Annotated in this window: 26 protein-coding genes; 22 read left to right on the top strand and 4 right to left on the bottom strand. The window is 29.9% G+C overall.

From position 1 onward, the window contains the following. Window positions 1-11: 11 nt before the first annotated feature. From TR13x_RS09515 to TR13x_RS09490, 6 genes are all read left to right on the top strand, one after another. Window positions 12-485, top strand: a complete 474-nt coding sequence (locus TR13x_RS09515; protein ID WP_054871700.1) for an NAD(P)H-dependent oxidoreductase subunit E — start codon at window positions 12-14, stop codon at window positions 483-485. Next, window positions 485-1777 carry an NADH-quinone oxidoreductase subunit NuoF gene (gene nuoF / locus TR13x_RS09510; protein ID WP_054871699.1) on the top strand — a complete coding sequence of 431 codons (1293 nt, stop codon included), beginning with the start codon at window positions 485-487 and terminating at the stop codon, window positions 1775-1777. The genes TR13x_RS09515 and nuoF overlap by 1 nt, the downstream gene beginning before the upstream one ends. Then, window positions 1770-3491 (top strand): NADH-dependent [FeFe] hydrogenase, group A6, encoded by a 1722-nt coding sequence (locus TR13x_RS09505; protein ID WP_054871698.1) that lies wholly within the window; start codon window positions 1770-1772, stop codon window positions 3489-3491. Before nuoF ends, TR13x_RS09505 begins: the two co-directional genes overlap by 8 nt. 65 nt (window positions 3492-3556) lie before the next feature. Continuing rightward, window positions 3557-4597, top strand: coding sequence for a hypothetical protein (locus TR13x_RS09500; protein ID WP_054871697.1), 1041 nt, complete (start codon window positions 3557-3559; stop codon window positions 4595-4597). A gap of 82 nt (window positions 4598-4679) precedes the next feature. Then, entirely contained in the window at window positions 4680-5786 is a 1107-nt protein-coding gene (locus TR13x_RS09495) for a DUF5711 family protein (RefSeq protein WP_054871696.1), read from the top strand. A 12-nt stretch (window positions 5787-5798) separates the two neighbouring features. Further along, window positions 5799-6494 (top strand): CvpA family protein, encoded by a 696-nt coding sequence (locus TR13x_RS09490; protein ID WP_054871695.1) that lies wholly within the window; start codon window positions 5799-5801, stop codon window positions 6492-6494. Between the two features lie 18 nt (window positions 6495-6512). Here TR13x_RS09490 and TR13x_RS09485 read toward each other — a convergent pair whose 3' ends face one another. The 4 genes from TR13x_RS09485 to TR13x_RS09470 all read right to left on the bottom strand — a co-directional run bounded on the left by TR13x_RS09485 (window position 6513) and on the right by TR13x_RS09470 (window position 9083). Further along, a complete protein-coding gene (locus TR13x_RS09485) occupies window positions 6513-6890 on the bottom strand; it encodes an SHOCT-like domain-containing protein (protein ID WP_054871694.1) in 378 nt (125 codons plus the stop codon). Between the two features lie 44 nt (window positions 6891-6934). Further along, window positions 6935-7297, bottom strand: a complete 363-nt coding sequence (locus tag TR13x_RS09480) for a DUF2089 domain-containing protein (protein ID WP_054871693.1) — start codon at window positions 7295-7297, stop codon at window positions 6935-6937. 87 nt (window positions 7298-7384) lie between these two features. Then, complete coding sequence (locus TR13x_RS09475; protein ID WP_054871692.1) at window positions 7385-8650, bottom strand: MFS transporter; 1266 nt, start codon at window positions 8648-8650, stop codon at window positions 7385-7387. Between the two features lie 28 nt (window positions 8651-8678). Next, a complete protein-coding gene (locus tag TR13x_RS09470; protein WP_054871691.1) occupies window positions 8679-9083 on the bottom strand; it encodes a hypothetical protein in 405 nt (134 codons plus the stop codon). Window positions 9084-9651: 568 nt separating this feature from the next. On the opposite strand from TR13x_RS09470, the gene yedF reads away from it, so the two are divergent. The 16 genes from yedF to TR13x_RS09390 all read left to right on the top strand — a co-directional run bounded on the left by yedF (window position 9652) and on the right by TR13x_RS09390 (window position 23535). After that, on the top strand, window positions 9652-10248 hold the full coding sequence (gene yedF / locus TR13x_RS09465) for a sulfurtransferase-like selenium metabolism protein YedF (RefSeq protein ID WP_054871690.1): 597 nt from the start codon (window positions 9652-9654) through the stop codon (window positions 10246-10248). Window positions 10249-10262: 14 nt separating this feature from the next. Next, complete coding sequence (locus TR13x_RS09460; RefSeq protein WP_054871689.1) at window positions 10263-10529, top strand: DUF3343 domain-containing protein; 267 nt, start codon at window positions 10263-10265, stop codon at window positions 10527-10529. 111 nt (window positions 10530-10640) lie between these two features. Further along, on the top strand, window positions 10641-10844 hold the full coding sequence (locus TR13x_RS09455) for a DUF951 domain-containing protein (RefSeq protein WP_054871688.1): 204 nt from the start codon (window positions 10641-10643) through the stop codon (window positions 10842-10844). 170 nt (window positions 10845-11014) lie between these two features. After that, window positions 11015-12196 carry a PLP-dependent aminotransferase family protein gene (locus tag TR13x_RS09450; RefSeq protein ID WP_054871687.1) on the top strand — a complete coding sequence of 394 codons (1182 nt, stop codon included), beginning with the start codon at window positions 11015-11017 and terminating at the stop codon, window positions 12194-12196. A 162-nt stretch (window positions 12197-12358) separates the two neighbouring features. Beyond that, window positions 12359-12643 (top strand): 30S ribosomal protein S6, encoded by a 285-nt coding sequence (gene rpsF / locus TR13x_RS09445; protein WP_054871686.1) that lies wholly within the window; start codon window positions 12359-12361, stop codon window positions 12641-12643. A gap of 13 nt (window positions 12644-12656) precedes the next feature. Then, on the top strand, window positions 12657-13073 hold the full coding sequence (locus TR13x_RS09440) for a single-stranded DNA-binding protein (RefSeq protein ID WP_054871685.1): 417 nt from the start codon (window positions 12657-12659) through the stop codon (window positions 13071-13073). Beyond that, window positions 13067-13309, top strand: coding sequence for a 30S ribosomal protein S18 (rpsR, locus tag TR13x_RS09435; RefSeq protein ID WP_054871684.1), 243 nt, complete (start codon window positions 13067-13069; stop codon window positions 13307-13309). Before TR13x_RS09440 ends, rpsR begins: the two co-directional genes overlap by 7 nt. Window positions 13310-13457: 148 nt before the next feature. Continuing rightward, window positions 13458-13784 carry a MazG-like family protein gene (locus tag TR13x_RS09430; RefSeq protein WP_054871683.1) on the top strand — a complete coding sequence of 109 codons (327 nt, stop codon included), beginning with the start codon at window positions 13458-13460 and terminating at the stop codon, window positions 13782-13784. Window positions 13785-13798: 14 nt separating this feature from the next. Further along, complete coding sequence (locus tag TR13x_RS09425) at window positions 13799-14743, top strand: YybS family protein (protein ID WP_054871682.1); 945 nt, start codon at window positions 13799-13801, stop codon at window positions 14741-14743. A 17-nt stretch (window positions 14744-14760) separates the two neighbouring features. After that, window positions 14761-16770 carry a DHH family phosphoesterase gene (locus TR13x_RS09420; RefSeq protein WP_054871681.1) on the top strand — a complete coding sequence of 670 codons (2010 nt, stop codon included), beginning with the start codon at window positions 14761-14763 and terminating at the stop codon, window positions 16768-16770. Continuing rightward, window positions 16770-17216 (top strand): 50S ribosomal protein L9, encoded by a 447-nt coding sequence (gene rplI, locus TR13x_RS09415; RefSeq protein WP_054871680.1) that lies wholly within the window; start codon window positions 16770-16772, stop codon window positions 17214-17216. Before TR13x_RS09420 ends, rplI begins: the two co-directional genes overlap by 1 nt. A 76-nt stretch (window positions 17217-17292) precedes the next feature. Next, entirely contained in the window at window positions 17293-18636 is a 1344-nt protein-coding gene (gene dnaB, locus TR13x_RS09410; RefSeq protein ID WP_054871679.1) for a replicative DNA helicase, read from the top strand. A gap of 156 nt (window positions 18637-18792) precedes the next feature. Next, complete coding sequence (locus tag TR13x_RS09405; protein ID WP_054871678.1) at window positions 18793-20001, top strand: FprA family A-type flavoprotein; 1209 nt, start codon at window positions 18793-18795, stop codon at window positions 19999-20001. Between the two features lie 150 nt (window positions 20002-20151). Next, window positions 20152-20733, top strand: coding sequence for a GNAT family N-acetyltransferase (locus TR13x_RS09400; protein ID WP_200905849.1), 582 nt, complete (start codon window positions 20152-20154; stop codon window positions 20731-20733). 110 nt (window positions 20734-20843) lie between these two features. Then, on the top strand, window positions 20844-22232 hold the full coding sequence (locus TR13x_RS09395; protein ID WP_054871676.1) for an NAD(P)/FAD-dependent oxidoreductase: 1389 nt from the start codon (window positions 20844-20846) through the stop codon (window positions 22230-22232). Window positions 22233-22248: 16 nt separating this feature from the next. After that, window positions 22249-23535, top strand: a complete 1287-nt coding sequence (locus tag TR13x_RS09390) for an adenylosuccinate synthase (protein ID WP_054871675.1) — start codon at window positions 22249-22251, stop codon at window positions 23533-23535. Window positions 23536-23805: the final 270 nt, after the last annotated feature.

The raw sequence follows: 23805 nt of genomic DNA, 5'->3' as shown, positions 1-23805 counted from the left end.
GGGGGATATATATGAATTTGCAGCAAATGGTATTAGAGATAATTGAGGAGCAAGGAAATGCAAAAGATAAGTTGATTGAGATACTACTTGAAATACAGTCAAGAACAGAAGGTAATTATGTACCGAAGGAAACTTTAAAAATAATCTCAGAATCGTTAGATATACCACTAAGTAGAGTTTATGGAGTAGCAACATTTTATTCAATGTTATCTATTAAAGAAAGGGGTAAGTATGTTATTCAGGTTTGTAATAGCGCACCATGTTATATTTCAGGTTCTTTTGATATTGTAAAAGTTTTTGAAGAAGTTTTAGGGATAAAAATGGGGGAAGTAACACAGGATGGGATGTTTTCATTAGAATATACAAGTTGTATAGGGGCGTGCAACTTAGCTCCAGCAGTAAAGATAAATGATAAAGTATATGGAAATTTAGATAAAAGTAAGATAATCCAAATATTAGATTCATTAAGAAAGGAGGGGAAGTAATGGTAAATTTGATTTCTAGGTTATGTGGCAAACTAGACCCTTTATCAATAGGGGATTATAAAGAAAATGGCGGCTTTAAGAGTTTAGAAAAAGTTTTATTTAAAATGAAGCCAATAGATGTTATTGATGAGATAAAGAAGTCGAATTTGAAAGGAAGAGGTGGCGCTGCATTTCCAACAGGACTGAAATGGCAGTTTGTATTTATGGAAGAAAGTGATGAGAAATATGTGATATGTAATGCAGATGAAGGAGAACCAGGAACTTTTAAAGATAAGATATTATTAGATGGTTGTCCACTTCAGATAATAGAGGGTATGATTATAGCTGGTTACGCAGTAGGTGCTAAAAAAGGATTTGTTTATATAAGAGGTGAGTATCCAAGATCAAGAGAAATACTGATCGAAGCAGTTGATAGACTGAGAAAAGAAGGTTACCTAGGCCACAATATCTTGGGTAGTGATTTTAGTTTCGATATCGAAATCAGATCAGGAGCTGGAGCATATGTATGTGGTGAAGAAACTGCATTAATAGAGTCTATTGAAGGTAGTCCTGGAAGGTCTAGATTTAAACCTCCATATCCTCCTAATAAAGGTTTATGGGGAAAGCCAACTCTTGTAAATAATGTTGAAACGCTTGCTAATATTCCAGTTATTTTAGAAATAGGAGCTGAAAATTATAAAAAATATGGAACAGAATCAAGTAGTGGAACTAAGCTTATTTCTGTATCTGGCAGTGTAGTAAATAAGGGAGTTTACGAGGTAGAATTTGGCATTACTTTAAAAGAGATTATATATGATATTTGTGGTGGACTTATAAAGGATAGGAAGTTGAAATTTGTACAATTGGGTGGCTCTTCAGGTGCCTGTATACCTGCTTATATGTTAGATTTAAGACTTGATTTTGACGAATTGAGAAAACATGGTATAGGATTAGGATCTGGAGCAATCTTAGTTGTGGATGATAATACATGTGTAGTTGATTTTGTAAAGGTAACTTCTCAATTTTTCCAACATGAGTCATGTGGTAAATGTACACCATGTAGAGAAGGTAACTATCATGTAGTTAGGATGCTAAAAAAAATAACAGAAGGAAAAGGTAATGAAAGAGATTTCGAATTATTAAAAAATATTTCGTATGTTATGGAGCAGTGTTCGTTATGTGGATTAGGTCAAGCAGCTCCAACTGCTTTGATAACTACGATGAAATATTTTAAAGAAGAATATGAAGAGCATTTAAAAGGATATTGTAGAGCAGGTAAATGCACCTTTAAAGGAGGTGTTTTAGATGACTAAAGCGAAAATTTTCATAGATGGCAAGGAAATAATAGTAGAAGAAGGTACAACAATACTTGAAGCTGCAAAAAAGATAAATATTAATATTCCTACTCTTTGCTATCATCCAGACCAAAAAATAAAGGGGATTTGCAGAATTTGTATAGTTGAAATTGAGGGCCAAAAGAGTTTTTCAGCTTCATGTTGTACACCAGTTAGAGATGGCATGAAAATAAGAACAAATACAAGAAGAGTTAGAGAAGCAAGAAAAAGTATAATGGAATTAATCTTAGCAAGACATGATAGTGATTGTTTGACATGTGTAAGAAATGGAAATTGTGAATTACAAAAACTAAGTGAAGAACTAAATATAAAAGAAATAAAATATGATAGGATAGCAGAAAATCTACCACTTGATGAATCTAATCCTTCAATAGTTAGAAATTCTAATAAATGTATTAAATGTGGAAGATGTATAGAAGTATGTCATGATGTACAGGGGGTTGGCGCAATAGATGCTATTAATAGAAGTAGTGACTTGAAAATTTTACCTGGATTATATGAAAAATTAAGTGATGTTGCATGTGTATATTGTGGCCAATGTATTAATGTTTGTCCAGTAGGTGCTATATATGAGAAAGACGATATTGAAAGAGTATGGAATGTATTAGAAGATAAAAGCAAACATGTAGTTGTGCAAATGGCACCTGCAGTTAGGGTATCATTAGGAGAAATATTTGGATTTAAGCCAGGTAGCATAGTTACAGGGAAAATAGTAGCTTTCTTAAAGGCTATAGGATTCGATAGAGTTTTTGATACAAACTTTACAGCTGACTTGACAATAGTAGAGGAAGGGAATGAACTACTCCATAGGATAAAAAATGGCGGCAAACTCCCTATGATAACATCGTGTAGTCCAGGTTGGATAAGGTATATAGAGTTTTTCTATCCTGAGTTATTAGGGCATGTTTCTACGTGCAAATCGCCACAGCAAATGTTCGGGGCTTTAGCTAAAACATATTATGCTCAGAAATTTGGAATAAATCCGAAAGATATAGTTGTAGTATCTATTATGCCATGTACTGCTAAAAAAGCAGAGATAGTTAGAGAAGGAATGTATAGTTCAGGCTATCAAGATGTGGATATTGTTTTAACAACTAGAGAATTAGGTAAAATGATTAAAGAATCAAGAATACAGCTAGAGGATTTAGAAGAGGTAGAATTTGATAAACCGTTTGGAATTGCAACAGGAGCAGGTGCTATATTTGGAGCTACCGGTGGGGTAATGGAGGCTGCGCTTAGAACAGTATATGAGAAGATGACAGGTAAAGAGCTAGAGAAAGTAGAATTTACTGCTTTAAGAGGTATAGATGAATATAAAGAAGCGAAAGTACAAATAGATAATGTAAAAGTAAAAGTAGCAGTAGTTAATGGTCTTAAAAACGCTAGAATGATTCTTGACAAGATTAAAGAAGAGAAAACAGACTATCATTTTATTGAAGTAATGTGTTGTCCTGGTGGTTGTATAGGTGGTGGTGGTCAGCCTATACCAAATACAAATGAGATTAAGAAGAAGAGAATAGAAGCTATATATAATGTGGATATTTCATATGCTATAAGAAAATCTCATTTAAACCCTGTGGTAAATGTACTTTATGAAGAATTTTTAAAAGAGCCTTTAGGGCATAAGTCTCATCAATTACTTCATACTCATTATATTAATAGAAAAAATTAAATATATATCATTAGTCAAGCCTCCTTGCACATAAAATTAATAATGGAGTGTTAGGGGGCTTGTCTATGAAAAGTGGAAAATGGATAACTTTATCTTTTATATACATTGGAACGGTTATAGGTGCAGGTTTTGCATCAGGTCAAGAGATAATAAAATTTTTTGGAGTATTTGGTATTAAAGGTTTATTGGGAATTATTGTTTCAGGAATATTGTTTTGTATTATAGGGATTATTATTTTAGTTTCTGTATATAAAAATGATTTAAGTGGTTATCAGGAATTTTTAATTTCAATATTTGGAGATAAATTAAGTACAATATTAGAAGCTTTAATATTATTTTTCTTATTTGGTGGATATTGTGTTATGTTAGCGGGTAGTGGTGCTATCTTTTTGGAACAGTTTCATTTACCTTATAATATTGGTATATTTATTATGGGAATAGCAACACTTATAACTTTTTTATTTAGTATTAAAGGTATTTCAGTAGTGAACGAAATAATAGTTCCGTTATTATTAGTAGGTATTACTATATTAAGCATACTTGTGATTTCAAAAGAAGGTTTAGTTTTTAGTAATTATAATGGAGCTGAGATTTCAATAACTGGCAATTGGTTAACCTCATCGATACTTTATGTAAGTTATAATTGTATACCTGTTTTAGTTGTGATGAGTACTTTGTCATCTATAATACCTAATAAAGTAGAAGCTATTAAAGGAGGGTTATTTGGCGGATTAGGTCTTGGAATATTATCAGCGTTTATACTTGTTCCATTACTAATACTCTATACAGATGTTTTTGGTCTTGAAATTCCTATGTTAAAAATGGCTGAATACTTGGGTAAAAACGGTAAAACAATTTATAGTTTGATATTGTGGTGTGCAATGTTTACTACAGCGATTGCGAATGGTTTTGGTTGTATAAGAAGGGTATCAAAAATTACTATGATAGATGAAAGATTATTTTCAATATTTTTTGTATTTTTAACAATACCTATGGCAAAGGTTGGTTTTTCAAAATTAATATCAATATTATATCCATTATATGGCATAATTGGAGTTCCTATTTTAGTTTCAATTATTTTAAGCTTTATACTTAAAAAGATTTAGAAGTTTAAACAGAAGGATTTTACCTAAGAAAAAAGAATAATAAACTATAGGCTAAATAGCTTTACTGAAGGAGTTGGAGATTTTGAGAGGTAGTAGATCAAAGAGACATAATAAAAGATTGCAATTCTTTATATTGTTATTTTTCTTACTTATACTAATTGCTTCTAGCAGGATGTTTAATATAGGTAAATTATTAAATAATAGTGAAAAAACTTTACAGAGCATATCTAACATAAATGTAGATATGAATAAATATTCTGGAGTTAAAATTTATGACGATAAAATTTTGATTGCAAATTCAAATAAAATTATTTCATTATATTATAACGGGAGTATAGCATGGAAAAAAGATATAAGGACTGTAAATCCAATTATACGATTTGGTAAGCAAAATATATATATATTAGACACTCTAAATGGACAAGTTACTGCTTTAAATTTAAAGGGTGAGGAAATTTGGCGTTATGATTTTAAAAAATCGATTAAAGATATTGTTGAAAAGAAAGATTGTTTGATAATATTTACAAAGGCTGGAGAAAGTAAGGATCAAATAAATATATTTGATTTAAAAGGAGATTTAGTTGGAAATATTATCTTGGAGCAAGGGGTAGCTTTAGATTGTGATATTTCAAATGATAAGAAGAAAGTACTTATTAATGCTTTAGATTTAAGTGATGAAAAGATAAAAAGTAAAGTAGCATTATATTCTATAAATGGTTATGAGATTTGGGGGCAAAATATTGAAAATGATATAATTGCTAAAATTAATTTTATTGGAGATAAAATACTATCAGTTACGCAAAGCGACATTAGGCTATTAAACAGTAAGCAAAAGCTGCTTTGGGATAGAAATATTAATGGAGAAATATTAGACTTGATGATTGATACTAATAATAAGCAAATTATTTTGCTATATGCTGGAGATAAAAGATACTTAGAGACTGTTAGTATAAACGGTAGGACTAAAATGAAAAAAGAAGTTGATAAAAGTGTTAAAAAGATATACACAAAAGATGGCAGTATTTATTTAGTCGGTGAAAAAAAGATATATGGAATAAGTAAAGATGTATTTTTAAACTATAATACTAGCGAAAAGATAAAAACGATAGGTATTTTAAGAGATAAATTAATTGTTATTACGAATAAAAACATAAAAATTATGAAGCTAGTTAGTTTGAAGAGTAATTAGGAGCTGATTTTTATGAATTGGGTAGATTATGTTGTCATTGTTATACTTTTAGTAAATGGGCTAGGAGGATTAAGTAAAGGTCTTATAATAACATTGTTTAACTTGGTTGGGTTTATTTTATCCTTATACATAGCTAAATTATATTATCCTGTACTTGCGAATTTTATAAAAAATAATCCAAATTTTATTTATACTATAAAAAAATATGTTACAACGAGAGTAGAAATTATAATAAATAAGATAGGGAATTCTGGTAGTATAGGTGATTTTTTTGAAATACTTAAATTACCAAATAAATTAGGTGAAAAAATGATAAATGATCCGAATGTTAATTCCTATATGAACAATACAATAAATACAGCTGGAGATATGATATCTACTAAATTGACAGGACTTTTTGTAGATATAATAAGTATAATAATAGTTTTTCTGGTTGCTAAATTCATATTATATGTAGTAGTTAGTATTCTTGACAATATAGCACAATTACCAGTTTTAAGGCAAATAAACAAATCAGCAGGGTTAATTTTTGGCCTTATAAAAGGAATTTTTATAATATACATTTTGTTTGCTATTATTACTCCTGTTGTTACAATGTTTCCAGATGGAGCTATAGCAAAAGGTATTTATGATTCAACTATAGGATACTATTTGTATAGCAATAATTTAATAATCAATTATCTTAAAGGATATGGATTATTTAAATAAGCATGGCTTTTGCCATGCTTATTCTACGTAAATTTCAACTTTTTCTCCATTACTTTCATTTGTTACATCTACTATTTTTCCTTGCGCTCCACTTTTAATTATTTGTATAATTTCTTCTAAATTGATGTTTTCTAGGTCTGAATTTTTAAGTTCGGGTGAAAATTTTGTTGCAAATTTTAGACCTACATCAACTAAAGCGATAGGTATATTTACATTAACCTTAGTTTTATCATCTGGGTCATATACTCTTATTTTTATCCATTTTGCGTTAGATGTGTTAAATTCTTTATCTTTTTCTTCTATTGCGTTTAACAATTCTAATCCTTCTTCATGTGTTATTTTCCCTTCTTCAATCATTTTAAGGATTTGTAATTTCTCTTCTTTAAAATTTGACATAATATTTTCCCCCTATTCAAAATTAATTTTTAAAAATTTTCACTTTATTCCTTTAGCAGTTTTACAGCTTCTTCGGCAGTTATTTCTCCTGTACTAAGTTTAGCTAGAATTTCTTTTCTATCAATTTTTGGAGTATATTTTGGACTATATCCTAAAGCTTCTATAACGTTTTCAAGTTTATTTCTTACTGTTGGGTACGATATTCCTAATTCTTTTTCGATTTCTTTAATATTTCCTCTGTTCTTAATAAAAACTTCAACAAAATACTTTTGTTCATCATTTAACTTACAAAATTTACATAAAGAAAATTTACTTTCTATAGTTGTATTACAGTAATCGCAATGGAGTTTTGTTACGTTAAGTTCATTGCTACAAACGGGACATTTTCCGATTACTTCTTTTTTCATTAGCTATCCTCCTTCTATGATTTTTTCTTTTATCTTTTTTACATTTGTTTTTTTGAATATTTATTATAACATAATAAATATTGGTAGTTATTTTTCTGATGCAATTTTTCCTCCATAAAGTTTTGGGAATATTTTTTTATCAAGTTTATAATTAAAATAAACTATTGTAGCACTAACTACACCTATTCCTCCTAAGACTGTGAAAGCAGTTGCATATGAAAATGTATCTATTAACCAACCCATAATAACACGTCCTCCAATTCCACCTATGAAATATCCAATGTTACGATAACTATTGATTCTTCCACGATGTGAAGCTGGAACTCTTCTACTTATATATGGCGAGGATCCTAACATATTAATTATTTCTCCTATAGTAAATGCAAACATCATTACAAAAAACACCCAATACACTACTGCATTTCTAATTATTAAGAAACTTAATGAATAAAGAAGTAATCCAATAATAATCTTTGGCAGCTCATTTAATTTTTCTAATAATCGAGTCATTACTGGTGTGAATAAAATAACTATTAATCCATTAAAACTTGCTAGTAAGCCAAAGTATTGAGCTCCTTTATCTAAGAATATAGTTTCCATATAAAGAGGTAATGTAAATGACCATTGATCATAGATAAATGCTGCGAGCATAAAAACAAGTAACTGAATTAATATTGATTTGCGTTCTTTTAAAATATCAAAGGATGAAACATCATCACCAGCATGGTCTTCATATTCATTTTTCTCATTATCTTTTAAATCATCAGTTTTCAGAACATTTACAAACAAAATAATTAATATAGTTGAAGATAATGTTGTTAATCCATCAATTATAAATGCTAAACTTAAATACTTTTCAAATAGTAATCCTCCTACAGCAGCTCCTATAATAAAACCTAAGTTATGCCCAAGATATGATAATGAGTATACCTTTTCTCTTTCTTGTGGTTTTGTAGCATCAGCAATTAATGCTTCAAAAGCAGGACCCTCCATATTTGCAAATAATCCTGCAAGCACAAATAGTACTGTCATTAAGTTACTTGGTTCTATGAATGCACAAGATATAAAGAATACAACACTTAAAAAATCAAATATTATAATTATTTTCTTACGGTCATACTTGTCAGCTAACTTACCACCTAATACAGTTGCAGGTAAATATAGTATTCCTATACTTAACGATATTATAGCTATTGTAGATGCTGAATAACCTATCTTACGGCTTAGTATAAGTGTAAGTAGGGGCCATATAAATGCGCCCATATTCGTAATTATTCTTGCGAAAAAAATTACATATGCAGACTTTGATAATCCACTATATTGTGAAAATATACTTACTAATTTTTTATACATAAAAACGCTCCTTTTTTGTTTTTATGTCCTACAAAGTAATTATTTTGATTTTACTCCCACTTTTTTCATCTTCAACATCTACTAAATTAAAAGGTTCATGCATTCTCAGGACTTTAAATATTTCATTTAAGTCTATATCTTTTAAGGCTTTTATGTGTTTCAAAGTATCATCATCTAAATGTTTTGAGTATTTAGAAGTAATGGTAATAAGTTTTAATCCTATATTAACTAATAATTCAATCATCCAAAAAGGTATTGCAGGTATTTTAATTTTATGCTCTGATTCGTCTATAATAGTGATTTTTATTTTTGAAGCTCTTTTTTTAGGTTTATTATTATCAGGTTGTAAATTCTTTAATAAATAAATAGCTTTTTTTGCACTAATTTCTTTTCTTTCTAACATTGTTAGTATCTTTTGGATGCTATCTTTCAAAGAGAAGCCCCCTTGTTTAATATATTTTTAAAAACAAATTAAAATAATTTATTTTTAATAAGAATAAAATAAATTATTTTAATTTCTAATTATATATTATTACTATATTTAATAAAAGTCAATATAAATATTAAAAAAATTAAACCAACAATTAAAAAAATTAATATAGAAAGTCGAAAGTGGATAGTTAATAGTCGATAGACTAGCAATTGTTGACTAATAATTATCGACTATTAACTGTCGAATAGTGAATTGCCAGAAGTAAGCCACGAATAACCAGTAATTAATTTTAATTTTTCATTTTCAATTTTTAATTTTTAACTTTTTATCCCTGTCCTCTGTCCTCTATTCTCTATTCACTAACTCCAGTACCTAGTACCCAGTACCAAGTAGTACCCAGTACCCAGTATCAAGTATCCAAAACTATAGATAAACTTTATAATAAGACTTATTAATATAGATAATATCTATAGAACCTTTATTATGTTGAATGTTATAGTTAAATAAAACTATAATATAATTAAAGTTTTAGGCGTATGTAAGCTTTGTAAAACAGGAGGGTATTAAAATGAAAAAGGAAGTTGATGCAAGAGGTAAGGCTTGTCCTAAGCCTGTAATAATGACTAAAAAAGCATTAGACGAGATAGAATCCGGAGTTGTTATTACTATTGTAGATAATGAGATTGCTAAAGAAAATGTATCTAAACTTGTTAAGAGTATGAACTATAATTTTAAAGTAGAGAAGACTAAAGATAATGATTTTATAATTCATATTACTAAGGGAGAAGCTGTAGAAGCTAAAAGAAATACTTGTCAGCCAAATATATTTAAAGATATGACTGTAGTTTTTAGTTCTGATAAAATGGGTAAAGGTTCTGATGAATTAGGCAAAATATTGATGAAAGGATTTATATATACATTGACTGAATCGATTCCATATCCATCGACTTTACTTTTCTTAAATAGTGGAGTAAAATTAACTACTGAGGGGTCAGAAGTAATAGATGATTTAAAGAAATTGGAGGAGCAGGGAGTAGAGATATTATCTTGTGGAACTTGTTTAGATTATTATGATTTGAAGGATAAGTTAAAAGTAGGGGAAGTTACAAATATGTATACTATATTGGAAAACATGAAGAATGCAGCAAATACTATAGTACTATAGAAGGATGATTTAGTATGATCAAAGAAGAATTTTGTGTTGCAGTATTTAATTCAACTAATCATGCAATACAGGGAGAAAGAATTTTAAAAGATAGAAATATAAAAATTAAAGTTATACCAACTCCTAGAGAGATAACTGCAAGCTGTGGTTTATCTATCAGGTTTGATAAAAATTTTTTAGAAGAAGTATTGTCATGTATTCAAAGTACATCACTTAATATAAAGGGAATATATGAAATTATGAGAGAAAACGGCAAAAGGATAGTAAGTAAGGTATATTAAAATACAAAAAATATTCTTTTGTTTTTAAAAACAAAAAAATATAATATAATATATTTAGAGCTACTTCATAAAAGAGGTAGCTTTATTTAGTTCTTAAAAGGAGAGATATTTATGCCTATGAAGCTTAATGTAGGAGATATTGTACAATTGAAAAAAGTACATCCTTGTGGAGGAGATAAATGGGAAATTATGAGGACGGGAATAGATTTTAGAATTAAATGCCTTGAATGTAATAGGCAGATATGGCTACCAAGAAAAAAATTAGAAAAGAGAATTAAGAAAATTATTAGTCAAGTTGAACAAAATAATGAGTAGAAGATATATATTAAAAAAAATTAATAAAATTAAACACTGGAAAATTCATTATTTGTCAAAATGTGAAGTAATTGAAATAGACAATATTAGATAAATATAGTAAACTAAATATAGAGAGAAAAAGGAAAACGTTTTACTTTGTAAATTATGAAGATTTGGAGGTGCTTACTATGGCATTGAATTATGCAAAGCGCATGGAAAATATTAAAGCTTCTGAGATACGTGAACTATTAAAGCTTACAGAGAAACCAGAAATTATTTCATTTGCGGGTGGATTACCTGCACCAGAATTGTTTCCTGTTGAAGAAATGAAGGAAATAACGAGAGAAGTTTTAGAAGAAGAAGGAGAAAAAGTATTACAGTACGGAACAACGGAAGGATATACTCCTCTTAGAAAGAAAATAGCAGAAAGAATGGCTAAAGTAGGTGTTAACGTAACTTATGAAAATATTCTTATAACTAGTGGTTCGCAACAAGGTCTTGATTTTACAGGAAAGATATTTTTAGACCCTGATGATGTAGTAATTTGTGAGAGTCCAAGTTATCTTGGAGCAATAAATGCTTTTAAAGCTTATCAGTGCAAATTTGCAGAAGTACCTACTGATGATGATGGTATGATAATAGAAGAATTAGAGAAGATTTTAGAAAAAACAGAAAGAGCAAAATTCATATATGTAATTCCTGATTTCCAAAACCCATCAGGAAGAACTTGGTCTATAGAAAGAAGAAAGAGACTAATTGAAGTTGCAAATAAATACAATTTACCTATTATAGAAGATAATCCTTATGGTGAGTTAAGATTTGAAGGAGAAAGACCACCAGCAATTAAACATTTTGATACAGAAGGAAGAGTTATATTCTTAGGTACATTCTCTAAGACTTTCTGTCCTGGATTAAGATTAGGTTGGACTTGTGCTGATACTGAAGTTTTGCAAAAATATATTTTAGTTAAACAAGGTGCAGACCTGCAAACTAGTACTATAGCTCAAAGAGAGTTAAATAAGTTTTTAGAAAAATATGATTTAGATGAGTACATTAATAAGATTAAAGAAGTATATAAGAGAAGAAGAGATTTAATGCTAAATACTATGAAAGAAGAATTCCCTGAAGGAATTAAATATACTTATCCAGAGGGTGGATTATTTACTTGGGTTGAATTACCAGAGCACATTAATACTAGAGAACTTTTAGAAAAAGCTGTTGAAAAGAATGTTGCATTTGTACCAGGTGGTTCATTCTTCCCTAACGGTGGTCATGAAAATACAATGAGACTTAATTATTCAAATATGGATGAAGAAAGAATAGTAATAGGAATTAAGAGATTGGCAGAGGCGATAAAGGAAATGCTTTAATATAAAAGGTCCCTTTTTAAGGGGCCTTTAGTTTATTGATCTAGTTAATATAAAAACTTTTAAAAATTGTTGTAATATGCCCTTTTTAGTGATATAATACTGGAATGTAGTTGACCTTGCCCTATTTGATAGGGCCGTAAGTCCAAAAGGGAGGTGAAAGTGATGAGAAAATACGAAGCTATGTTTATTCTTGTCCCAGATCTAGAGCAGGAAGTTAGAAACAGCATAATCGAAAAATTTAAAGGTATCATCGAGCAAAATGGTACTGTTGAAAAGATTGATGAGTGGGGCGTAAAAAGACTTGCATATGAAATCAAGCATTACGCTGAAGGATATTATGTTGTTATTAACTTCCAAGGTGAGTCAAGTGTAGTAAACGAGCTTGACAGAATTTCTAAGATAACTGAGCAAGTTATCAGACATATGATTGTAAAGGAAGATGAGTAAAGGTGGTGAACTAATGAATTGTGTTTTATTAATTGGTAGATTGACAAGAGACCCGGAATTGAGGTTTCTACCTGAAAATGGAAGAGCAGTTGCCACCTTTAATATAGCAGTTGATAGACCTTTTACTAATATAAAAGGAGAAAGAGAAACAGATTTCTTTAAAATCGTAGTTTGGGGTAGACAAGCTGAAAATTGTGCTAACTATCTAGGAAAAGGCAGACTTGTAGGAATTCAAGGTCGTATACAGACTAGATCATATGAAACTCCACAAGGAGAAAAGAGATATGTTACAGAAATAGTAGCAGATAGAGTACAATTCCTAGATTGGGGAGACAATAAAACTGGTAGAGAAAATATGAGTATGAGGACAGATGATTTGATAGCAGCAGATGGGTTTCAACCAGTAGATGATGACGAAATTCCATTCTAGAAGGAGGGACAAGAGTGGCTAGAAGAAATAGGAAAAAAAGAGTATGTAGTTTCTGTGCTGATAAAGTTGAGAAGATAGATTACAAAGATGTTAATAGACTTAAAAAGTATATGACTGAAAGAGGTAAAATACTTCCAAGAAGAATCACAGGAAACTGCGCAAGACATCAGAGACAATTGACAAGAGCGATAAAGAGAGCAAGAAATATAGCTCTATTACCATATACTGTAGAATAATATTAGAGAAGTGGGCGACCACTTCTCTTTTTTCATTTGACATAATAAACTCTACTATGTAGAATTTTATTAAGGTTACAGTTAGAAATTGTTGGAATAGTTCATTATTTATGCAAATCTGCTATAATGTATATGGGGGGCGTAAAATATGGGTTTTAAAGATGATAAGATAGATATAACGAAAAATATAAAAGTTATTGAGTGGCTTAAAAGTGAACTTTTGACAGCTGTAGCATCGCTCTTTGAGTTGTTTGTTAAAGGGATAAAAAATAGTCAGGAAGCTTTATTAGATGCTTTAGCTAATATTATTTTGGTAACATATTTGCTTGGAAAAAGATTGGGTTTTAGTTTTGAAAGTATAGATTCCAAAATTGAAAATAAAATTAAATTAGGGATAATAGAAGAACATAAAATAGAAAAGTGGTATGGTGATTTGAGTAAATTAAGAGAATACTTAAATAGATCAAGAAAATAATAGAGGTGATTTTTTTGAACTTAAATGATAAAACTAAAGCGATAGCAGAAGCGGGAATGATTACAGCTTTAACGATTATTTTAGCTTTAATAGGGATTAATATATTTTCTATAGTAATATTATTATATCCTGTCCCTTTTATAATATTGGGATTCAGGAGAAACTTACGATATAGTATATTGTCGATTATAGTATCAAGTTTTGTATTGGGTATATTGATAGATTTACTTACTGGAATATTTATGCTGTTATTATTTGGACCTTTGTCTATAGCATTTGTTTATTTACTTAATAAAAAGGAGAAGTCATACAAGGTTTTAATTGTTACTACATTAGTATTTTTCGGTTCGATTTTAACTGTTATATTGTTATCAGGATATATATTTGGAATAAGTTTCGTTGAACATATGGAGCTTTCTCTTAATAGAGCATTTGAAGTTCAGTTAGAGATGATAAAAAATATGAGTTTAACCAACTATGAAATGTCAAAAATTAAAAGTATGATGGATATGATTATAGATTATATGATTGCTATATTACCTGCATCTTTAATTATTTTTTCAGGATTCATAGCATATCTTAATTACTTAATATCAGGAGCTGTATTAAGAAAGATTGGTAATAGAGATATACATGTACCGCGATTTAAATATTTTAAAATGCCTAGCAATGCAATATTGGGTATTTTAGTAATATTTATATCTACTTGGCTTATTAAGTATTTTAAAATGTTCTATTATCAGACGATATTTCTAAATGTAATGATTATTGTTCTATTTATTCTTTTCATACAAGGGCTTGCGGTTTTAGTATTTTATTTAGACAAAAGAAAAACTAATAAATTCATAAAGGCGATAATATTAGTATTATCAGTGATGTATATTCCTATGTGGCTGCTTATTTCTTTTATTGGTTTTGTAGATTCGCTTATTAATTTTAGGAAAGTTAAAGTTTCCTAATTTTTTAGGAGGATAAAATGGGAAAGGGGAAGAATATCTTTAGATTTTTAGTACCAGACACTAAAATTTATCTATGGATAATAGGGATACTTATAGGAATTATAGCTTTTTATGAACCTGTAATTGCAGGTATTGGGGTAATAGTTTTGTTCTATTTAATTTATTATCATTGGAGAAATGTTCACTTAAAAAAGGTTGAGTGGACTAAATATATAGAAAGTCTTACAGAAGATTTTGATACTGCTACAAAGCATGCGATTTTAAATTTACCAATTCCTTTAGCAATGGTTGAAATAGATGGAAGGATAACTTGGTATAATCCTAAATTCATGGAAATGATCGATAGAGAAGATATACTTGAAACTAGGATAAACGATATAATTCCAGGATTTAATGTAGACGATATAATGAATAATGAAAAAGATATGGTAATTGAGGCAACAATTAAAGATAGACATTATAAAGTGTTGTATAATATAGTAAAAAAGGAGAACAAAAATAAAAACGAAAAAGGCTATATAATAATGTTATATTGGATAGATGTAACTAATTTTACTATATTGAAAGACAAATATAATGATGAAAAAATTAATGTATGTTTAGTACAGGTTGATAATTATAATGAAGTTATAAAAAGTACTGAAGAGACTTCAAGACCAATAGTTATTGCAGAAATAGATAGAAGATTAAATATTTTTGCATCAAGAATAAATGGACTTATAAGAAAATATGAAAGTGACAAATACCTGATAATTTTTGAGCATAAGTATTTGCAAAATTTAGAAACAAAAAAATTTGACATACTTGATGATATAAGAGAAATAAGTGCAGGTAATAAAATACCAGTTACTTTAAGTATGGGTGTAGGTGTAAATGGGAAAAATCCTGCTCAGCTCTATGAATTTGCAAGAGCAGCCATAGATATTGCGTTAGGAAGAGGTGGAGACCAAGCAGTTGTTAAAAAGATAGACAAACTTGAATTTTATGGAGGTAAGAGTAAAGCGGTTGAGAAAAGAACTAAAGTAAAGGCAAGAGTTATTTCTCATGCTTTAAGACAGCTTATAGACCAATCAGATAGAGTATTTATTATGGGGCATAAGATAGCTGATATGGATAGTTTTGGTGCTTCGTTAGGTATATTTAGAGCTGTTAAGAATAGAGGGAAAGATGGATATATCGTATTAAGTGGAGTTAATCCTTCAATAAAGAATATTTATAATAAAATAAAGCAAGATCATCCTCAGTATTTAAAACACATAATTACTCCTGAGGAGGCTGTAGCTAAGGCAGACAAGTCTTCTTTGTGCATTGTTGTAGATATTCATAGACCAAGCTATACAGAAGCCCCAGAACTATTAGATATAGTTGATAAGGTGGTTTTGATTGATCACCATAGGAGAGGTGCAGAATTTATAGAAGAGCCTGTTCTTATGTATTTGGAGCCTTATGCTTCGTCGACGTGTGAATTAGTTACAGAAATACTTTATTACATGGGAGACAAAATTGAGATAGAAAAATTTGAAGCAGAAGCTATGTTAGCTGGCATAGCAGTAGATACAAAGCATTTTACTTTTAAAACTGGAGTAAGGACTTTTGAGGCAGCTTCTTTCTTGAGGAGAGCTGGTGCAGATACTACGTCAGTAAGAAAATTATTTCAGGATGATTTATATACGTTTATTTTAAGAGCAGAAGTTGTAAAGAAAGCTGAGATAATAGATGGTATTATTGCAATATCAACATTAGAGGAAATTAATGATGATTCAGTATTGATTGCTGCGCAATCAGCAGATGATTTGTTGAATATTAGTGGTATAAAAGCTTCGTTTGTATTAGTGATAAATGATGATAAAATACATATAAGTGGCAGATCGTTAGGTGATATTAATGTTCAGTTGATTCTTGAAAAATTAGGAGGAGGAGGTCATCTGACGGCGGCTGGCGCGCAGTTGGATGGAACTGATTTACACTATGCAAAAGAAAGATTGAAAGAAGCGATAAGAGAATATATTAAGGAAGGTGAAGAGTAATGAAGGTAATATTATTAAAAGATGTTAAGGGACTTGGTAAAAAAGGTAGTGTTGTTAATGTAAAAGATGGCTATGCGAGGAATTTTCTTTTACCGAGAGGAGTTGCTAAAGAAGCAACTGAAGGTAATTTAAAGGTATTAAAAGAACAGGAAGCAGCTAGAGAGATTAAACGAAAAGAGGAATTAGAAAGAGCTAAAAAATTAGCTGAAAAGATATCTAGTATTAGTGTTAAAATCCAAGGTAAAGCTGGGACGAATGGCAAGCTATTTGGTTCTATTACAAGCAAAGACATTGCTAATGCATTAAATAAACAGCATAAAATAAAGGTTGATAAAAAGAAAATTATGTTAGAAGACAATATAAAAACTCTTGGTGTGACTTTTGTTGATATTAAAGTATATCCATCTGTTGTAGCAAAGCTTAAGGTTGAGGTATCTGAAAATTAGTGGATTTTGTTGTATCAGCACTTTTTAAGGAATTGCCTTAAAAAGTGCTGAAAGTTTATATTAGGAGGTGAGCTCTATGGCTGATAATATAAAAACTATTGGGAAAGTACCTCCACATAGTATTGAAGCTGAACAGTCTGTTTTAGGATCAATGATATTAGACAAAGATTCGATAATTACTGCTATTGAAATATTAAGGCCAGATGATTTTTATAAAGAAGCTCATAAAGAAATATATGAAGCTATACTAGCGCTTAATGACAAAAATGAACCTGTTGATTTGATAACTTTATCTGAAGAATTGAAAAAGAGAGGTACTTTAGAAGCGATTGGTGGAATGACCTATTTAGCTGATTTATCAGAAGGCATATCTACAACTGCTAATATAAAGCATTATTGTGAGATAGTAGAAGAGAAATCGATTTTAAGGAAATTGATTAAAGCCTCTGATGAGATAATGTCCAAGGGATATGAAGCTGATGAAGAAATAAGTAATATAATCGATTTGGCGGAAAAGAAGATATTTGACATTACACAAAGAAAAAGTCATGAAGGATTTACACCGATTAAAAGTATTCTGTTAGACAGTCTTAATAAAATTGAAGAAATGTTTGAAAATAAAGGTGGTATAACAGGCTTATCTACAGGATTTCTTGATATAGATAATAAAACATCTGGTTTACAAAAATCAGACTTAATATTAGTTGCTGCTAGACCATCAATGGGAAAAACTGCTTTTGCATTAAATGTTGCATTAAATAGTGCATTAAAAAGTAATGCATCTGTTGCGATATTTAGTTTAGAGATGTCAAAAGAGCAATTAGTACAGCGTATGTTAAGTATTGAGTCACATGTAGAGATACAAAAAATTAGAAATGGGCAGTTGAGTGAAGATGAGTGGATGAGATTAGTAAGAGCGATGGGTCCTTTGTCTCAGGCTAAAATATATATTGATGATACGCCTGGAATTACACTAAGTGAAATGAAGGCGAAATGTAGAAGATTAAAAATAGAAAATGGATTAGACTTGATACTTATTGACTATTTGCAGTTAATGCAGGGAGATGGAAAAACTGAGAATAGACAACAAGAGATATCTGCTATATCGAGAGGCTTAAAAGGTTTGGCAAGAGAAATGGACTGTCCAGTAGTTGCTTTATCTCAGCTTTCACGTGCGCCTGAGTTAAGGTCTGACCATAGGCCTATTTTATCGGATTTAAGAGAATCTGGTGCAATAGAGCAGGATGCAGACGTAGTAATGCTTTTATATAGAGATGAATATTATCATCCAGATACAGATAAAAAGAATATTGGTGAGGTAATAATAGCAAAGCAGCGTAATGGTCCTACAGGTACAGTTGAATTAGTTTGGATGGGACAGTTTACTAAGTTTTTGAATTTAGAGAAGTATAGACAATAAATTATTTTATAACGAGGGTTTAGGCCCTCGTTTTTCATTTTTTGTCTGTATAATTTTAAATTGAAGGTTTTAACTTGGCTTGTTAATGAAAATTTGTTTATAAAAAAGGTATTCTGGGTAATTAAAATTTAGAAATAAAATTTAGGAGGTATTTTAATGCACAATAAGCAAATATTAGATGTAAAAGACAAAATTAAATGGATTGGCGTTTTAGATCCTGGATTAGTTACATTTGATGTTGTTATGGAGACAAAGTATGGGTCTACATATAATTCGTATTTTATTGATGCTGAAAAGAAAGCTATTATAGAAACGACTAAGGAGAAATTCAAAAATGAATATTTAGAGAAAGTAAAAACTGTTGTAAATCCTGAAGAGATAGATTATATTATATTGAATCATACAGAACCGGACCATTCGGGTAATTTAAGACATCTATTGAGAATAGCACCTAATGCTATTGTGGTTGCTTCTAAATCAGCTATCAATTTTTTAAAACATATTGTTGATATAGATTTTAAGTATATGATTGTAAATGATGGTGATACGTTGAGTTTAGGAGATAAAACTTTGAGATTTATTTCAGCACCTTTCTTGCATTGGCCAGATAGTATGTATACTTATTTAGAAGAAGATAAGATATTATTTACTTGTGATTCTTTTGGAAGCCATTATTGCGACGATAGGATGTTTGATGATTTGGTTGGAGATTTTGATGATGCTTTTAAGTATTATTTTGATGTTATATTAAAACCTTTTAGTAATTATATGATTAAAGCTATAGATAAAATAAAAAGTTTAGATATAGATATTATTTGTCCAGGACATGGTCCGATATTAAGAAGTAATTGGAGAAAATATGTTAAATTATCTGAGGAATTGGCTAAAGATGCAGATAGAAAGCCGCAAAAAAATAGAGTATTTATTGCTTATGTTTCTGCTTATGGAAACACTGGTAAGATGGCGGAAAAGATTGCGGAGGGAATAAAACAAGCGGGAGATATTGATGTTGAAATATGTGATATTGAAATGATGGATAGTTTTGAATTGGAAGAGAAAATATCTAAAAGCACAGCTGTATTAATAGGTTCTCCTACTATAAATCAAAATATATTACCACCAATTTATAAACTGTTGAGCTTAATTAATCCTATAACAAATAGAGGAAAGTTAGCAGCTGCCTTTGGCTCGTATGGTTGGAGTGGTGAAGCAGTAAAAATTATAGAAGAAAGTCTTAAGAATCTTAAATTAAAGATTGTTAAAGATGGGTTGAAGGTGAATTTTGTACCATATGAAAAATCATTTGAAAAATGTGTAGAGTTTGGTAAGGAGTTTGGGGAAAAATTATTAGAAAATAATAAATAATATTAAAAACACATCCAGCAATCGGTTGGATGTGTTTTTATATAAAAAAGGAAGTGTGTCAAATATAAAGAGATTAATTGCGTGATATAATATAATATAGATAACTTAAGGGGCGAGGGTTAGTATATGTGTTTAATTGTAGGGAAAAGGGTGACTATAAGATCTTTGGAATTAGAAGATGTATATGCAATGCAAGATTGGGCGAAACATGAAGAACCGCTTTTTTCTGATTATAATTTTCCTAAATTAAAAGATGAAGAATTAAGACAGTGGTATAAAGATAGAACACTCAAGAAAAATAGAAAATCTTTTGGTATATTAAATGAAAATGGATATACAATTGGATATTTAACAATCAGAAAAATCAAAAAATTCAAAAAAGAGGCAACTTTAGGGATAACTTTAGATGCTAACTTTGTAAATCAAGGTTATGGTACTGAAGCCTTAAATATTTTCTTAGATTATTTTTTTAATAAACTTAAAATGAAAACAATGTGTTTAAGTGTCGCAAAATTTAACAAAAGGGCAATAAGATGCTATGAAAAAAATGGTTTTAAAAGAATAGGGGAATATCTTAAAAAACTAGACATAAAAACATACAATGTTTTATTAAAAGAAAGACATGGTGATTTGACTGATGGCTTTGTTTTTAAAAAAGGAAAGTTATATTGCTGTTATTATAAAATGGAGTTAAGTAAAAACGACTATCGCAAAAACGAACGTTACAAATAATAATTAAAATATTATTCGGCATTTTATTGACTTTAATAAAGTGATTTGATAATATAGTTAGGGGTCATTCGTGTTGTAACGAAAATTATTTTAGAAGAGAGGTAATGAAGATGCCTAAGAAAAGTTATGATGTTATAATTGTTGGTGGTGGACCTGCGGGGATTTTTACTGCACTAGAATTATTAAAATATGACGAAAATATGGATATATTGCTACTTGAAAAAGGAAGGAGTATTGAAGGTAGAGTATGTCCAATAAAAACAAAAGGTGTTAAATGTGTTCAGTGTAGACCTTGTTCTATTGTTAACGGATGGGGAGGAGCTGGTGCTTTTAGTGATGGTAAATTGACACTTACTTCAGAGTTCGGTGGTGTTCTAGACGAGTATATGACGAAAAAAGAGCTTGAAGACCTCATAAATTATGTTGATAGAATATATCTGAAATTTGGTGCTACAGAAAAAATACACGGTACTAATACCGATAAAATAAGAGAAATTCAAAGAAAAGCAGCTGCTGCAGATTTGAAACTTATACCTGCAAAGGTTAAACACTTAGGTACTGAAAGATGTTTTAATATATTAAAGAGAATGGAAGAGTACTTAAGGGATAAAATAACAATAAAATATTTATCACCTGTTGAAAAGATTTTAGTTAAAGATGGTAAAGTTTCAGGTGTTAAAACTAAAGACGAAGAGTATTCTAGCGATTATGTAGTTGCAGTACCAGGTAGAGAAGGATCTGAATGGTTTAAAAATGAAGCTGAAAGGTTGGGTCTTAGCCTAAAAAATAATGCAGTTGATATTGGTGTTAGAGTAGAAGTTCCAGCTGTAGTTTTAGAGGAAATTACTGATGTTGTTTATGAATCTAAGTTGATTTATTATACAAAATCATTTGATGATAGAGTAAGAACTTTCTGTATGAACCCTTATGGGGAAGTAGTTGTAGAAAATAATGATGGCATAAAAACTGTTAATGGACATAGTTATGCAGAAAGAAAAACAGAAAATACTAATTTTGCTCTTTTGGTTTCTAAGGAATTTACTGAGCCATTTAATTCTCCTATAGCTTATGGGAAGTATATTGCAACATTGGCTAATATGTTAGGAGATGGGGTAATAGTACAAAGGTTAGGAGATTTATTGGATGGTAGAAGAACTACAGAAGATAGATTAAGAAGAAGTTTAGTTCAACCTACATTGATTGATGCTACTCCTGGCGACTTAAGTTTAGTACTTCCGTATAGACATTTAAAAGACATAATAGAAATGCTAGAAGCTATGGATAAGATAGCTCCTGGAGTATTTTCAAAACATACTCTTTTGTATGGTGTAGAAGTTAAATTTTATTCTTCGAGAGTTAAGCTTACTAATAATCTTGAAACCCAAATAGAAAATTTATTTGCTGCGGGAGATGGTGCGGGAGTTACAAGAGGATTAGCACAAGCTTCTACTGCAGGGGTAGTTGTAGCAAGAGAAATAATAAGAAGGTTAAACAAATAACAAAGGGGTTGATTAAATGAATACACTTGTTATATTAGGTGCTCAATGGGGAGATGAAGGTAAAGGGAAGATAACGGACTTTTTATCTGAGAAAGCTGACATAGTTGTTAGATATCAAGGAGGAGATAATGCAGGTCATACTGTTGAAATAGGAGAGAAGCAGTTTAAACTACATCTAATACCATCAGGTATTTTTTACGAAGAAAAATTGTGTGTAATTGGTAATGGAGTTGTTGTAAATCCTAAATCATTATTAGAGGAGATAAGGTACTTAAATGATAAAGGTATAAAAACTGATAACTTAAGAATAAGTGATAGAGCACATATTATATTTCCTTATCACATTAAATTAGATGAGTTTGAAGAGAAAAAAAGAGGCAAAAGTAAAATTGGAACAACAATTAAGGGAATAGGTCCTTGTTATAGAGATAAAGTTGAGAGAAAAGGTATTAGAATGTGTGACATTTTTTATAAAGATATTTTAGAGGAAAAGCTTAGAAGAAATATAAAAGAAAAAAATGAAATAATCGAGAAGCTTTATGGTGAAAGTGGGCTTGAGGAAGATAGTATTGTAACAGAATATATGGATTATCTAGAAAAAATAAAAAAATACGTTGTCGATACAACTGCGTTATTAAATGAAGCTATTGAAAATGGAAAAAAGATATTATTTGAAGGAGCACAAGGTACACTTTTGGATATAGATTTTGGAACATATCCATATGTTACTTCATCTCACCCGATTTCTGGCGGAGTAACTGTTGGAACTGGAATAAGCCCCTTTGGTATAAAGGAAGTTTTAGGAGTAGTTAAAGCTTATACTACAAGAGTAGGAAAAGGACCGTTTCCAACAGAATTGTTTGATGAGACTGGAGATATGATAAGAGAAAAAGGATATGAATATGGAACTACAACAGGTAGACCAAGAAGATGTGGATGGTTAGATACTGTTATGCTAAGATATTCAGCTAGAATAAATGGATTAACTTCTATTGCAATTACTAAGTTAGATACATTGGGAGGTTTTGAAAAATTAAAGATATGTACAGCATATGAGCTTGATGGAAAAGTAGTTAAAGATTTTCCTTCGAGTTTAGAAACTTTAAAAAGGTGTAAACCTATATATGAGGTTGTAGATGGATGGAAAGAAGAAGATATAGAGAATGTAAAAACATTTGATGAATTACCTGAGAATGCAAAGAAGTATATTTCTAAGATTGAAGAACTTGTTGGTGTAAAAGTTAAGATTGTTTCTATAGGGCCTAATAGAAATGCAACTATATTAAGAGAGAATATTTTCTAATTTAGCAACCCCTGATGCTTTAGTATCAGGGATTCAAGTTATACTTATTTTCTTTACTAAAGCTTTGTAATTATTCGCTTATATTTTTTCAATTATTATAGTTCTATTTTGTCTGCAGTTTGACCTCTGATGCTTTAGTATCAGAGGTTAAATTTTGGTAAAATAAACCACATAAAAAATTTAAAAAAAAGTGTTGACAAACAATATCTTATCCTGTAATATATATAACTGTGAGTTGCAAAATGACCCATTAGCTCAGTCGGTAGAGCA

The organism is Caloranaerobacter sp. TR13 (genome assembly GCF_001316435.1).
In the GTDB taxonomy this organism is placed as follows: Bacteria; Bacillota; Clostridia; order Tissierellales; family Thermohalobacteraceae; genus Caloranaerobacter.
This window is presented reverse-complemented; position numbering and strand designations above follow the sequence as displayed.